Origin of the sequence: Roseovarius sp., from assembly GCF_040223625.1 — a bacterium.
Taxonomy (GTDB): domain Bacteria; phylum Pseudomonadota; class Alphaproteobacteria; order Rhodobacterales; family Rhodobacteraceae; genus Roseovarius.
The window spans coordinates 215264-229212 of record NZ_JAVKFX010000033.1 but is presented as its reverse complement, the minus strand read 5'-3'; the positions used below and the strand labels follow the sequence as shown (position 1 = coordinate 229212).

Here is a 13949-nt window from a genome sequence, read left to right as displayed (position 1 = left end):
GGAGCTGGACATCGCCGAGACGGAGATGCCGGGGCTGATGGCCCTGCGCGAGGAATACGGCGAGGCCAAGCCGCTCAAAGGGGCGCGGATCGCCGGGTCGCTGCACATGACGATCCAGACCGCCTGCCTGATCGAGACGCTTGTGGCGCTGGGCGCCGACGTGCGCTGGGCGAGCTGCAACATCTTCTCGACCCAGGACCACGCGGCCGCCGTCATCGCGGAAGGCGGGACGCCGGTCTTTGCCGTGAAGGGCGAGACGCTCGAGGAGTATTGGGAATATTGCGACCAGATCTTCCAGTTCGAGGAAGGTGGCGCGAACATGATCCTCGACGATGGGGGTGATGCGACGCTCTACGTTCTCATCGGCGCCCGCGTCGAAGAGGGCGAGACCAACCTGATCGAGAGCCCCGAGAGCGAGGAAGAGGAATACCTCTTCGCGCAGATCAAGAAGCGGATGGCGGCGAGCCCCGGCTGGTTCACCAAGCAGCGCCACATGATCAAGGGCGTTTCCGAGGAAACGACGACCGTGGTGCATCGTCTCTACAAGATGATGGAGAAGGGCCACCTGCCCTTCCCGGCGATCAACGTGAACGACTCTGTCACGAAGTCGAAATTCGACAACAAGTATGGCTGCAAGGAAAGCCTTGTCGACGGCATCCGCCGGGCGACGGACACGATGATGGCCGGCAAGGTCGCGGTGGTCTGTGGCTATGGTGACGTGGGCAAGGGCTCTGCGGCGTCGCTGTCGGGTGCAGGCGCCCGCGTGAAGGTGACGGAGGTCGATCCCATCTGTGCGCTGCAGGCGGCGATGGATGGCTACGAGGTGGTGACGCTGGAAGACGTGGTGAAATCGGCCGACATCTTCATCACCACGACCGGCAACAAGGACGTGATCCGCATCGAGCACATGCGCGAGATGAAGGACATGGCGATCGTGGGCAACATCGGCCATTTCGACAACGAGATCCAGGTGGCCTCGCTCAAGAACCACAAGTGGACCAACATCAAGGACCAGGTGGACATGATCGAGATGCCGAGCGGAGCCCGGATCATTCTGCTGTCGGAAGGGCGTCTGCTGAACCTCGGCAATGCCACCGGTCACCCCAGCTTCGTGATGTCGGCGAGCTTCACCAACCAGGTGCTGGCGCAGATCGAGCTTTGGACCAAGGGCGAGCAGTATGACAACCAGGTCTACATCCTGCCCAAGCATCTCGACGAGAAGGTCGCGCGACTGCACCTCGAGCGGATCGGCGTCAGGCTGAGCGAGCTTCGGGAAGACCAGGCCGACTATATCGGCGTGCCGAAGGACGGCCCCTACAAGCCGGAACACTACAGGTATTGAGGGATGGCTGACATGAGCAACAAGACGCCCCATATCGTGGGCCTCGGCAATGCGATTGTCGACGTGGTCGCGGCGGTGGAGACCGCCGTGATCGACCGCCACGGCCTGACGCCGGGGGGCATGCACCTTGTCGATGCGGGCGCCGCGCAGGCGCTGTTCGACGAGGTCGGCCCCGGCGTGAGGCAATCGGGCGGGTCGGTGGCCAATTCCATCGCCCACCTGTCGGAAACCGGGGTCACCGGCACCTACCTGGGCAAGGTCGCGGATGACGACCTTGGCCAGACCTTCCGCGAGGAGATGTCGGGGTTGAGCATCGCCGCCCCGGTGGCGCCGTCGCCGGATGGCGAAACGGGCACGGGCCGCTGTGTCGTGCTGGTGACGCCGGATGGCGAGCGGACGATGAGCACCTACCTGGGCGCCGCCGTGACGATGGCGCCCTCGGACCTGGCCGAGGCGATGCCCGACGGCCTCGATATCCTGTTCATCGAGGGCTACCTGTGGGATGCCCCGCAGGGCGCCGCGGTGATCGAGGATGCGGCGCAGAAGGCCAAGGCGGCGGGGGCGCGCATCGCGCTGACCCCGTCGGATGCCGGCTGTGTCGAGCGCAACCGGGACGTGATGTGGAATTTCATCACCCGTCACGTGGATATCCTTGTCGGCAACCTGGCCGAGGTCGGCCAGTTGGCGGGCACGGAAGACCCCGACAGCGCGATGGGCTGGGCCATCGGCAACGTGCCGGTGGCGGCGGTCACCCTGCATGACGAGGGCTCGATGGTGGCGGATGCCAGCGGCGTCTACCGCATTCCGGCCGCCCCCGTGGCCAAGGTCGTGGACACGACCGGCGCGGGCGATGCCTATGCCAGCGGCTTCCTCGGCGCGCTGGCGCGGGGCGAGACGGTCGAAGAGGCCGGCAAGCGGGGCGCCGAGATGGCCGCGCGCGTGCTGACCCATTACGGCGCCCGCAACGGGGCGGCGGCGCAGGCGATCTCGCTGCCTGCCGCATAAGGATTGGCAGGCCCCGCCGGTGGTGCGGGGCCTGACCCTAGTTGGAAATTTCCCCCACAATCCGGGCCATCATCCGGTCGCAGGCGTCAAGCTGTGCGGTGGTGATGTATTCGTCGGCCTTGTGGCCCTGGCCGGCCATGTCGCCCGGCCCGCAGACGACGGTGGGGATGCCCAGCCGGTCGAACACGCCGGCCTCGGTGCCGAAGGCGACCTTGGTGAGCTCAGTTTGTGCAAAACTGCGGGCGAGTTGGGTGACTGCGGCATCTTCGGCCACGTCGAGGCCGGGATAGGCGGTGGTCTGGTCGAGCTCGATGCGGGCGTCGGGGAAGGTGCCCTTGTAGCGGTCGGCGACGCGCTCTGCCGCCTCGGTGATCCGTTGAGACATTTCGTCGGCCGGGTCAGCGGCGAGGTGGCGCAGTTCGAAGCGCATCTCGGCCCGGTCCGGCACCATGTTGACGGCGAGCCCGCCTGAAAGCTGGCCCACATGAACCGTGCTGTAGGGGATGTCATAGCCCGGATCGCGGGCGCCGGTCCGTTCGAGCCATGCCTGCAGGTCGCGCAGCTCCGCCATGAAATCGCCCGCGAGGTGCAGCGCGTTGACGAAACCCGGCGCCAGCGCGGAATGGCCGGCCTGTCCGTGGCAGGTGGCGCGCCACGCGGCCTTGCCCTTGTGGCCGGTGGCGATCTGCATCTGCGTGGGCTCGCCCACGAGGCAGGCGCGGGGCTGGCCGAGGAGGGGGGCGAGGGCGTCGGCCATCTGCTGAATGCCGACGCAGCCGATTTCCTCGTCAAAGGAGAAGACGAGCTTCAGCGGTTCGCGGAGGTTCTGCCCGGCGGCCCGTTCCGCGGCGGTGAGCATGCAGGCGAGGTAGCCCTTCATGTCGGTGGTGCCGCGGCCGTAGAGGCGGTCGCCCTCGGGCGTGAGGCGGAATGGGTCGTGGGTCCAGTCCTGCCCATCGACGGGCACCACGTCGGTGTGGCCTGAGAGCAGGATGCCGCCGTCGCCCGGCCCGGTTTCGGCGTAGAGCCCGGCTTTCTGCCCGCTGGCATCGGGCAGGCGGGTGGTGTGGAGGCCGAGGGTTTGCAGGACGCCTTCGATGTAGTCGACGATCGCCAGGTTGCTGCGATGGCTGACCGTGTCGAAGCCCACCAGCTTTTCGAGATGGTCCGTCGTGCGTGTCATCTCGCGACGCTCATATCTTCACACCCGGCAGGTGGTCGGGGGTGACCCGCGCCTTGCAATGCTCGACGAAGGCGCGCACCACGCTGGCGCTGCCGGCGCCCTCGGCCATCAGCAGGCCCAGCCGCATCGGGCGGGCGTCGCCCTCGAGGGGGATGAATTTCAGCGGCTTGCCGTCGGGCGAGACATCGCTCAGCAACCGGACATTGGCCAGCGAATAGCCGAAGCCGTTCGCCACCAGCCCGCGCATCACCGCCATGTCTCGGGTGCGCTCGGCGATCACCGGCTTGGCGCCGATCCGGGCGAAGAAGGACAGGAAGTATTCCGCGCTGAACGGCAGGTCGAGCAGGACCATGGGCAGGCCCAGCAGGTCTTCGACCGCGACGGTCTTGCGGTCGGCCAGGACGTGATCTTCGCTGACGATGGCGTAGGGGGGCAGTTCTATCAGCGGCTCGAAGGAAAGATCGGCGGGCAGGTCGAGATCGTAGGTAAGAGCCACGTCGATCTCGGCCCGGCGGAGGAAGCTGAAGATATCGGCCTGGTTCAGCTCGTGCTGTTCGACGCGGACCTCGGGGAAGGCATCCTGAAAGCTGCGGCGGACGGGGGGCAGGACGACCTGCGCGAAGGTCAGCAGGCACCCCACGGCCAGCGGCCCGCGTATGAGGCCGGAGATGTCGCCGGAAAGGTCCATCAGCGCGTCGGCCTCGCGCAGGACGGTGCGGGCCTGCTCCAGCATCCGCCGCCCGCCCGAGGTCAGCGACAGGCCCTGCGCGTGCTGGCGGACGAAAAGAGGCAGGCCGAAGACGCCTTCGAGATGGGTGATGGCGGCGGAGATGGAGGGCGAGGAGACGTTCACCTTTTCCGAGGCGGCGGCGATGCTGCCGGTTTCGCCGACGGCCACGAAATATTCCAGTTGCCTGAGCGTGTATCCCAGCATGTGCGCGCCTCCGCCGGCCGGGGAGGGGTGGGGCGTCCCGGCCGCTGGGGCGGGAGTATAGCGACGGGGCGCGTACATGGAAGGGACGGACCGGGGCTCAGTCGTCGCCCGGCACGCCGTAGGAGGGCGCCTCGCGCGGGTCGAGGGCGCGCTGGATATAGGCGTCGAGCTGGGGTTTGTAGACCTCCCACGCGGTGGCGATGGCCTCTACGGGGCAGTCCTCGGTCCAGTCGCAGCGGAGGTCGGCGACGGGCCATGGCACGCGGTCGACCAGCATCATGCCGGCGGAATGCACCGGCCCGGCCTCGCCCCCCGCCGCGAGGCCGGCGCGCATGGCGGCGATCAGGCGGTCGCCGAGGTGGCCGGTGGCGGTCTCGAAGCCTTCGACGATGGCCGAGGGCACGCCGTCATTGGCCAGAAGGTTGCCGCCCGAGGCCACGTCACGGCCCTGGGCCTGGGTCCAGATGCCCAGCGAGTTGGGGCCGGAATGGATGGCGGTGCCGCCCTGGGTATCGACGGCCAGAACCTGACGGTATTCGATGAACCGGCCACGTTTCTGCACCTCGGCGATGGCGTCGGCCGCGCTGAGGCCTTCTTCCATCAGGTCGAGCGCCAGCGGGCCGAGGGTGGGGTCGGTGACGTTCTGCGAGGCGACGGCGCCCACGCCCGCCCGGGCGTAGGAACAGCGCGCGGCGACGGCGGGGGAGGAAGAGGAGATCGCCACGCCGAACATACCCGTTTCGGCGCAGCGGGCGACGAGGGAAAAGGTCATGCGTCCCCCTGCGGGATGACGGCGGTGCCGTCGATCTCCACCAGCCATTCGGGCCGCGCCAGCGCCTGCACCACCAGCCCGGTCGAGACGGGGTGCACGCCTTTGATGTATTCGCCCATGGTGCGATAGACGGCCTCGCGGTGGCGCACATCGGTGATGTAGACCACGACCTTGACGAGGTGTTCCATCCGCCCGCCGGCCTCCTCGATCAGCTGCTGGATGTTCTGCATGACCTTGTGGGTCTGTTCGACCGGGTCGTGGCTGTCGATATTCTTCGCGTCGTCGAGGTTCTGGGGGCATTGCCCGCGCAGCCAGACGATCCGGCCGCCTTCCGTCACCACCGCCTGGCAGAGATCGTTGTCGAGCTGCTGTTCGGGGTAGGTGTCCCTCGTGTTGAACTTGCGGATGCGGGTATGGGCCATGGGTCTCTCCGATTTGCGTGCGTCCGGGCGGTGGCGCGATCCTGTCACGAACCGGGCCCCTTGGGAAAGCAGGCTATGCCTCATCGGCGCTTAGGCGCAGGCTAAGGCGGCGGCTTAGGCTGGGCCCAAGCAACGGTTAGAGAGATCATCGTTTTGGCAGGCGGGCCGTTTGCCTATTCTCGGGGGCAAGACGCATTTCAACCGGACAACAGGAAGAGGAGGCGAAGATGACCCCCGAGAAAACCAACACGCTCGTCGTCGGCGGCGGACAGGCCGGGATCGCGATGAGCGAGCACCTGACCAAGAACGGCATTGCCCATATCGTGCTGGAACGGCACCGGATCGCCGAGCGCTGGCGCTCGGAGCGGTGGGATTCGCTGGTGGCGAACGGCCCGGCCTGGCATGACCGGTTCCCCAACATGGAATACACCGTCTCGGAGGCGGACGCCTTTCCCGGCAAGGAGGAGGTGGCGGATTACTTCGTGGACTATGCGAAGATGATCGGCGCGCCGGTGCGCTGCGGTGTCGAGGTGACCCATGTCCGGCGCAACGAGGGGCGGCCCGGGTTCCGGGCGGAGACCTCGGCCGGCGTCATCGAGGCGCAGAACGTGGTCGCCGCGACCGGCCCGTTCCAGCGGCCCGTCATTCCCGACATCGTGCCGGCCGAGGCGGGGGTGGTGCAGATGCATTCCACCGGCTACCGCAACCCCGACCAGCTCCCCGAGGGGGCGGTGCTGGTCGTGGGCGCCGGGGCCTCGGGCTCGCAGATCGCCGAGGAACTGCTTGCCTCCGGGCGCAAGACCTACCTGTCGGTGGGGCCGCATGACCGGCCGCCGCGCAGCTATCGCGGGCGCGATTTCACCTGGTGGCTGGGCGTGCTGGGCAAGTGGGACCTGTCCACGCCGGGGCCGGACAGCGAGCACGTGACCATTGCCGTGAGCGGCGCCAACGGGGGCCGGACGGTGGATTTCCGCAGGCTCGCCGCGGAGGGCATGACGCTGGTCGGGCGGACGGAGGCCTACGCGGGCGGCACCCTGACCTTCGCGGCCGACCTTGCCGGCAACATCGCCCATGGCGACCGCAACTACCTGTCGGTGCTGGACGAGGCCGACGCCTTCATCTCCCGCAACGGGCTCGACCTGCCGGAGGAGCCAGAGGCGCGCGAGATCGGCCCGGACCCGGATTGCGTGACCGATCCGATCCGCGAGCTTGACATGGCCGAGGCCGGGATCACCTCGATCATCTGGGCGACGGGTTTCTCCGTCGATTACGGCTGGCTCGAGGCCGACGTCTTCGACGCAAGCGGCAGGCCCCGCCACCAGCGCGGCGTCTCGCCCGAACAGGGGGTCTATTTCGTGGGCCTGCCATGGCTGTCGCGGCGGGGGTCGTCGTTCATCTGGGGCGTGTGGCACGATGCCAAGTACATCGCCGACCACATCGCCACGCGCGAGGGCTATCTCGCGTACCGGCCGATGCCGCAGAAGGAGCTTGCCGGCGCCTGATTTCGGGCGCCGGCGGGGCCATGGTCACATCAGGATGCCGGGCAGCCAGAGCGATATCGCCGGTATCCCCGCGATCAGGCCCAGCACCACCACCTCGGCGATCAGGAACAGCGAGATCCCCGCGAAGATCGACTCGAGACGCACCTTGTCGCCCAGGATCGACTTGATCACGAAGACGTTCAGCCCGATGGGTGGCGTCACCAGCCCGATCTCCAGCAGCTTGATGACCAGCACGCCGAACCAGATCAGCGACAGGTCATAGCCGCTGACGATCGGGATGGTCAGCGGCAGGGTCAGCAGGATGATCCCGATCGGGTCGAGGAACATGCCGAGGACGAGGTAGAACAGCACGATCAGCAGCAGCACCGCCACCATCGACACTTCCGACGCGGCGATCCAGTCGCCGATGGCGCCCGAGAGGCCGGTCAGCGCGATGAAGCTGACATAGATCTTGCCCGCCACGGCGATGGCGAAGATCATCGACGACTGGAACACGCTTTCCCGCAGGGCCGAGACGATGCGCTTGAAATCCAGCCGGCCGAGCAGAAGGCCCAGCACCAGCGCCGAGATGGCCCCGACGCCGGCGGCCTCGGACGGGGTGAAGAAGCCGGCATAGATGCCGCCGATCACCACCACGAACAGCGCCACGATGGACCAGCAGTTGCCCAGGCTCTGCCAGCGGTCGCGGGCCGAGATGGTCTCCTCGGGGCGGGGCGCGGCGGAGGGCTTGAGCTTGGCCCACAGGAAGATCACCAGCAGGTAGGCCAGCAGCGACAGGATGCCCGGCACGATCGCCGCCATGAACAGCCGCGCGATGGATTGCTCGGCGAAGACGCCGTAGAGGATGAACAGGATCGACGGCGGGATGAGCGAGCCCAGCGTGCCGCCGATGGCGACGGACCCGGTGGCGAGCGGCTTGGAATAGCCGAATTTCAGCATCTCGGGAATCGCGATCCGCCCCATCGCCGCCGCACAGGCGACCGAGGAGCCGGTGATCGCCGAGAAGCCGCCGCAGCCCACGACCGAGGCCATGGCCACGCCGCCCGGCAGCTTCGCGAGCCAAAGGCGTGCGGCGCGGTAGACATCCGTGGTGAACCCGGCCTCGTAGGCGAGGTGCCCCATCAGCACGAAGAGCGGCACGGTGGCGAGGCTGTAGCTTTTGAGGAAGTCGTAGGGCCCGTTGGCGATCAGCGACAGGGTGGGGCGCCAGGCGTATTCCGGCATGAACTCGGCGCCCGGGCGCCACGAGAAGATGATGAACACGCCCACCGAGGCGGAGATGCCCAGCGCCGCCGCGATGGGCACGCGGATGGCCAGAAGCAGGATGGTAATGCCGAGCGCGATCAGGCCGACCATAAGCGGATCCATGGGTCAGACCTCTTCGTTCGGGGTTTCGGGGGCGGTCTCGTCGCGGCCGGTGATGACGGTGTGGATGCCGTCGATCATGCTCAGGACAAGGCGGGCGACGAAGAGCAGGATGGCGGCGCCGAACACTGCCTTCATCGGCCATGTGGGGATTTGCAGAACCCCGTCGTAATAGGCGCCCTTGGCGATCTCGTTGGGCATCCGCCCGGCCACCATGATGCCGATCCCGCCGAAGAATACCGCCATCGCCAGCGCGCCGAACACCCGCAACGCCCCCAGCATCCGCGTGCCGAGCCAGTCGGTGGTGACGGTCACGGTGATATGCCCGCGCATCCGCTCGACATAGGCCAGCGGCAGGACGATCACCGCCACGTTCAGGAGGCCCACCATCAGCAGGTCATCGGGGATGGGCCGGAGAAACAGGAGCTTGCCGAGGATCGAGGCGACGATGATCAGCCCCATCGTCAGCAGGACGATCCCCGCGAGGATCATGGCGAGGGTTTCGAGCAGCGACTGCGCCTTGCGGACATGCGTGCCTACGGAAGTCATGGGGGCGACACCTTGAAGCTGTGCAGAAAAGGACGGGATTTCAAAAACGCCGGACACCCGTTCGATCGAGTGCCCGGCGCCATGTGCCGTTAGAGACGTCGGATCAGTCCCAGGGGTAGCCGTTCTCTTCGACTTCCTTCTGGTACTTCTCGGCGAGCGAGAGCCAGTCCTGCGAGATCGTCTCGCCATCCAGGCCCTTGGCGTTCGCCTTCTCGACCCAGTTGACGTTGTCCTTCAGGGCTTCCTCGATCAGCGCCTGGCGCATTTCTTCCGGCGCGTCGATCATCTCGACCTTCTTGCCGTCGATGCCCTCGGCCAGCATGGCCTTGGTCTCGACGCGCGAATTGGCCATGATCTTTGCCATTTCGAGCGTGAAGTCGCGGCCCAGCTCCTCGACGATTTCCTGGTGCTCGGGCGACAGGCTTTCGAAGGTTTGCTTGTTCATGATGATCCCGAAGCCCAGCGTCTGGCCGAGCGCGGTTTCGGTCATGTAATCGGCGACCTCGTACTGCTTGTAGCCGTTGACCACGTAGTAATAGGTGGTCGAGCCGTCGACCGAGCCGTTCGACAGCGCCTCGTAGACCTTGGGCTGCGACATCGACACGGTGGCCGCGCCATAGGCTTCCAGCGCCGGCACGTGGGCGCCGGTGGTGCGGATCGTCATGCCCTCGAGATCCTCGAGGCTGCGCACGGCCTTGTCACGGGTCAGAAGCTGGGTCGGGCCGGTGGTGTAGTTGCCGAAATACTTGACGTTGAAATCCTCGGCCTCTTTCAAGGCGTCGGGATGCGTCGTCATCAGTTCATAGGCCGCCATCATCCCGGCGTATTCGTCGGCGATCTCGCCGGTATCCACAACCTCGTAGACCACCAGTTCGCCGGGCGCATAGACCGGAACGATCGAGCCCATGTCGGCCACGCCGTCCGAGATGGCCTGCGCCGCGCCGGACGCGCCGACAAGGGCGCCGCCCCAGATGATGTCGAGGCCAAGCTCGCCGTCGGTGCGCTTGCGCAGCTCCTCGTCGAGCCAGACGAGGCCGCCCGCCCGGGCGCCGGCATTCGGGCCGAACTCGGCAAAGCGCAGTTCGCGCGTCTGCGCCTCGGCGGCGGTGGTCAGGGCCGCGGTGACGAGCCCGGCCGATACGAGTGCGGGGGCGACAAGGCCCCTGATCAAGTGTTTCATGGTATTCCTCCCTGTTCAGGCCGATGACGGCCAGTCGAGCCGAATATCGCACGAGAGGATTGCGTTGTGTCAACAGTCAATTTATATTTCACCAGATGAAAGGGAGATAAAATGGCAAATGACGCGGTAAAGTTGCGAGGTCAGCAGGGCGCCACCCTTCCGCGGGTCCGGTCGATCTCCCGCGCGGTGGCGATTCTTCGGGCCTTTTCGTCCGCGCACCCGCACCGGGCGCTCAATGAAATCGTGCGCGAGACGGGGCTGGACGCCGGGACCACCCGGCGCATTCTGGTCACCCTCAGGGACGAGGGGCTGGTGTTCCAGGATCCGGTGAACGGGCTCTACAGCGCGTCGGCCGGGCTGCTGGAACTGGCGCGTGCGGTGCCCGAATCGGTGACCCTCGTGAGCCTCGTGAACGACCGGCTTCTGCAACTGGCGCGCGATACGCAGACGACCATCTACCTGTCGACGGTCGATGGCGACGCGGCGATCTGCCAGGCCTGTCACAATGGCGGGCAGGCGATCGAGGTGCGCTGGTGGGCGGTGGGGGAAAACCGCTCGTTCGACCGGGGCACCGGGCCGCGCGTGCTGCTGGCGCATCTGTCGGAGCAGGAGCAGGAGCGCATCCTGGCCGGGCCGCTGAAGCTGGAACCGGGCGAGGAAAAGACCCTGCGCGCCGAGATCGCCCGGGCCCGCGAGAAGGGCTTCATCGTCAAACATGACGAGATCGTCGAGGGGATTTCGGCCATGGCGGTGCCGCTTCTGGATGACAACGGCCAGTTGCTGGGCGCGATTTCCTCGGGCGGGCTGACGCCGAACTACGTGGGGGCCGCGCAGGCGGACCATCTGGAGAAGATGCAGACGGCGGTATCGGACATGCGCAACGCGGTGCGGGGCCTCGCGGTCTGATCGTTTCACCAGATGAAATTAGAGTTGTTGGTTGACTTGCGCGCCGGGAAGGCTCACCATCGCGCAAACCCAATCCGAAGGGAGGTCGGAGCATGGGCTTCACCATAGCCGAAAAGATTCTCGCCCGGGTCTCGGGCAAAACCGAAGCGCGGGCGGGCGATGAATTGCTCGCCAAGCCGGATTTCGTCATCGCCTACGATTTCCCGGGCTACACCGACGTGATCTTCCGCCAGATGGAAGAGGAGTTCGGCATCGAGAAGGTGGCCGAACCGGACCGCTACGCGCTGTTCATCGACCACATGGTGCCCACCGCCACCGCGGCGGAAGAGGACCTGCACGAGAACACGCGAAGCTGGGGCAAGAAGAACAACGTGCCCGTCTACGAGCGCAAGGGCATCGGCCACCAGGTTGCCGCCGAGCTGGGCTATGCCACGCCGGGCGCCTTCGTGGTGCATTTCGACGGGCATATCTCGCAATTGGGCACGTTCGGCACGCTGGCCATCGGCGTGCGGCGGCACCTGCTCGAGGCGTTCGTGAAGGAGCGGATCAAGTTCCAGGTGCCCGAGACGGTGCGGATCGACATCACCGGCGAATTGCAGATGGGCGTCACGTCGCGCGACGTGTTCCACCATATCGTGCGCGAACTGGGCCCGCGGGCCTGCCGCGGCATGGTGATGGAGATCGGCGGCCCGGCGATCGAGGCCATGTCGCTGGAGGCGCGGCAGACGATCAACTGCCTGGCGATGTTCACCGGCGCCATCACCGCGATCAACAACCCCGACGAGAAGGCGCTGGCCTATATGCGCGAGCGCCAGAAGCTGGATATCGAGCCGCTCTTCTCGGACCCCGACGCGACCTATCACGCGCGGCATGAGATCGACATCACCAACCTCGAACCCGTCGCCGTGATCCCGCCCAGCCCCGCCAACACCCGCGACCTGAGCGAGGTGGCGGGCACCGAGGTGCAGGTGGGGTATCTGGGCTCCTGCGCCTCCGGCAGGGTCGAGGACCTTGCCCTGGCCGCCGATGTGCTGGAAGGCCGCCGGATCAAGGACGGCTTCCAGCTTTACGTGATCCCCACCAGCCAGGAGATCATGGAGGAGGCGGCGCGGCAGGGCATCCTCAACCGGCTGATCAACGCGGGCGCCTTCATCAGCTCGTCCTCCTGCGACTATTGCTTCGGCCGGATGGGCGCAATGCGCGAGGGGCAGAAGGCCGTCTCGACCGGCACGCTCAACGTGCGGGGGCGCATGGGCTCGCCCGACAGCGATATCTATATCGTCAACGCGGCGGCCGTCGCCGCCTCGGCCATCGAGGGCCAGATCGCCGATCCGCGCCCCTACCTGGCCGCGGCCAAGGAAAAGGTGCCGTCATGACGCTGGCCAACCTCCGGGGTCGCGTGGCCTGGATTTTCGAGGACGAGGATTTCGACGTCGACCAGATCGTCGGCGTGAAGAACATCAAGATCAAGGACCCCGACGAGCTGGCCAAGCTGTGCATGGCCGCCGAGGAACCGGATTTCGCCGAGAAGGTGAAGCCCGGCGACCTGCTCGTCGGCAATCACAATTTCGGCTACGGCCACCCGCATTACCCGCCGATGATCGGGATGCGGAAGCTGGGGATCGGCGGCGTGATCGGCGAAAGCTTCTCGCCCGGCTACTGGCGCGGCGAGATCGCGATGGGCTTTCCGCAGGTGGTCTGCCCCGGCATCATCGGCGTGGTCAGCCGCTGGGACGAGATCGAGGTCGACTGGGCCGCGGGCGTGCTGCGCAACCTGACCGCCGGAACCGAACTGCCCATCGAACCACTCAGTGAAAGCGACCGCGACATGCTCGAGGCCGGCGGCATCGTCGGATACCTGCATGCCCGTGAAGGCGAGGAGGCCTGACCCATGATCGAAGATGACGTGAAACGCGATTTCGCGGCGAAGGCCCGCGCGGGCGAGACCCAGTTCGTGGCCGGCTGTTTCGACGCCATGTCGGCCATGCTGGCCGAGAAGGCCGGGGCGCCGGCGGTGATGACCTCGGGCTTCGCGCTCTCGGCCACCAATTTCGGCTTCCCGGATGTCGAGCTTTACACCATGACCGAGAACCTCGGCGTGATCCGCAACGTGGCCAATGCCGTCAAAATCCCGGTCATTGCCGATGCCGATACGGGCTATGGCAACGCCATCAACGTGATGCGCACCGTGCGCGAGTTCGAGCACGCGGGCGTGGCCGCGATGATCTTCGAGGATCAGCTCGCCCCCAAGCGCTGCCCCGCCGTGGCCAATCAGGTGGAAATCCTGCCGGCGCATGAGCAGGCGGGCAAGATCCGCGCCGCCGTGTCGGCGCGCAGGAACCCCGACACGCTGATCATCGCCCGCACCGACGCGCCCACCGTCTCGGGCGCCATCGACCGGGCAAAGCTTTATGTCGAGGCGGGCGCCGACCTCGTCCAGCCGATCAGCAAGACCTTCACCGATCTCGACAGCCTCAGGCAATTGCGCGAGGCGGCGGGCGTGCCGCTGTCGCTGCAGATCCTCGGCTGGCTGGAGAAGGACCTGACCGCCGACCAGATCCGCGAGGTGGCGGGGCTGGCGACCTATCCGCTGGTCGGGCTGATGTCCGCCGCGCAGGCGATGCAGGACAATTACGCCCGGCTGATGGCCGACCTGAACACCGGCGACCTGCCGCATCCGGTCATGAGCATGGGCGACTTCAAGGATTTCATCGGGTTCGAGGAAGTCGAGAACCAACAGGAAAAGTACCTCCTCGCCGACATCCGCGCGGCGAACGCGGCCGAGTGAC

General features: G+C 66.7%; 14 protein-coding genes. 7 read left to right on the top strand and 7 right to left on the bottom strand.

Features of this window, described 5'->3' with window-relative positions:
• Positions 1-1342 (top strand): adenosylhomocysteinase (ahcY, locus tag RLN94_RS10405; protein WP_350168923.1); only part of this gene is annotated, 1342 nt, incomplete at its 5' end.
• Positions 1343-1354: 12 nt separating this feature from the next.
• A complete protein-coding gene (locus RLN94_RS10400) occupies positions 1355-2347 on the top strand; it encodes an adenosine kinase (RefSeq protein WP_350133018.1) in 993 nt (330 codons plus the stop codon).
• A 37-nt stretch (positions 2348-2384) separates the two neighbouring features.
• On the opposite strand, the gene argE is transcribed toward RLN94_RS10400, so the two are convergent.
• The 4 genes from argE to RLN94_RS10380 form a co-directional block, all read right to left on the bottom strand.
• Entirely contained in the window at positions 2385-3530 is a 1146-nt protein-coding gene (gene argE, locus RLN94_RS10395) for an acetylornithine deacetylase (protein WP_350133016.1), read from the bottom strand.
• Between the two features lie 10 nt (positions 3531-3540).
• A complete protein-coding gene (locus tag RLN94_RS10390) occupies positions 3541-4464 on the bottom strand; it encodes a LysR family transcriptional regulator (RefSeq protein ID WP_350133014.1) in 924 nt (307 codons plus the stop codon).
• Positions 4465-4561: 97 nt separating this feature from the next.
• A complete protein-coding gene (locus RLN94_RS10385; RefSeq protein WP_350133012.1) occupies positions 4562-5236 on the bottom strand; it encodes a DUF1028 domain-containing protein in 675 nt (224 codons plus the stop codon).
• Positions 5233-5658, bottom strand: a complete 426-nt coding sequence (locus tag RLN94_RS10380; RefSeq protein WP_350133010.1) for a RidA family protein — start codon at positions 5656-5658, stop codon at positions 5233-5235. The genes RLN94_RS10385 and RLN94_RS10380 overlap by 4 nt, the downstream gene beginning before the upstream one ends.
• Positions 5659-5885: 227 nt before the next feature.
• Between RLN94_RS10380 and RLN94_RS10375 the strand changes: the two genes are divergently transcribed.
• Positions 5886-7160 (top strand): flavin-containing monooxygenase, encoded by a 1275-nt coding sequence (locus tag RLN94_RS10375; RefSeq protein ID WP_350133008.1) that lies wholly within the window; start codon positions 5886-5888, stop codon positions 7158-7160.
• 24 nt (positions 7161-7184) lie between these two features.
• Here the strand turns inward: RLN94_RS10375 and RLN94_RS10370 are convergent, their stop codons facing one another.
• The 3 genes from RLN94_RS10370 to dctP all read right to left on the bottom strand — a co-directional run bounded on the left by RLN94_RS10370 (position 7185) and on the right by dctP (position 10254).
• A complete protein-coding gene (locus RLN94_RS10370; RefSeq protein ID WP_350158759.1) occupies positions 7185-8528 on the bottom strand; it encodes a TRAP transporter large permease in 1344 nt (447 codons plus the stop codon).
• A gap of 3 nt (positions 8529-8531) precedes the next feature.
• Entirely contained in the window at positions 8532-9074 is a 543-nt protein-coding gene (locus RLN94_RS10365; protein WP_350133004.1) for a TRAP transporter small permease, read from the bottom strand.
• Between the two features lie 103 nt (positions 9075-9177).
• Positions 9178-10254, bottom strand: coding sequence for a TRAP transporter substrate-binding protein DctP (gene dctP, locus RLN94_RS10360; RefSeq protein ID WP_350133002.1), 1077 nt, complete (start codon positions 10252-10254; stop codon positions 9178-9180).
• 111 nt (positions 10255-10365) lie between these two features.
• Here dctP and RLN94_RS10355 point away from each other — a divergent pair, with 111 nt between their 5' ends.
• The 4 genes from RLN94_RS10355 to RLN94_RS10340 all read left to right on the top strand — a co-directional run bounded on the left by RLN94_RS10355 (position 10366) and on the right by RLN94_RS10340 (position 13948).
• Positions 10366-11160, top strand: coding sequence for an IclR family transcriptional regulator (locus RLN94_RS10355; protein ID WP_350132999.1), 795 nt, complete (start codon positions 10366-10368; stop codon positions 11158-11160).
• 92 nt (positions 11161-11252) lie between these two features.
• Positions 11253-12536: a 3-isopropylmalate dehydratase large subunit gene (locus RLN94_RS10350; protein WP_350132997.1), complete on the top strand. Its 1284-nt coding sequence runs from the start codon at positions 11253-11255 to the stop codon at positions 12534-12536.
• Positions 12533-13048, top strand: coding sequence for a 3-isopropylmalate dehydratase small subunit (locus tag RLN94_RS10345; protein ID WP_350132995.1), 516 nt, complete (start codon positions 12533-12535; stop codon positions 13046-13048). The genes RLN94_RS10350 and RLN94_RS10345 overlap by 4 nt, the downstream gene beginning before the upstream one ends.
• A 3-nt stretch (positions 13049-13051) precedes the next feature.
• Positions 13052-13948, top strand: coding sequence for an isocitrate lyase/PEP mutase family protein (locus RLN94_RS10340; RefSeq protein WP_350132993.1), 897 nt, complete (start codon positions 13052-13054; stop codon positions 13946-13948).
• Position 13949: the final 1 nt, after the last annotated feature.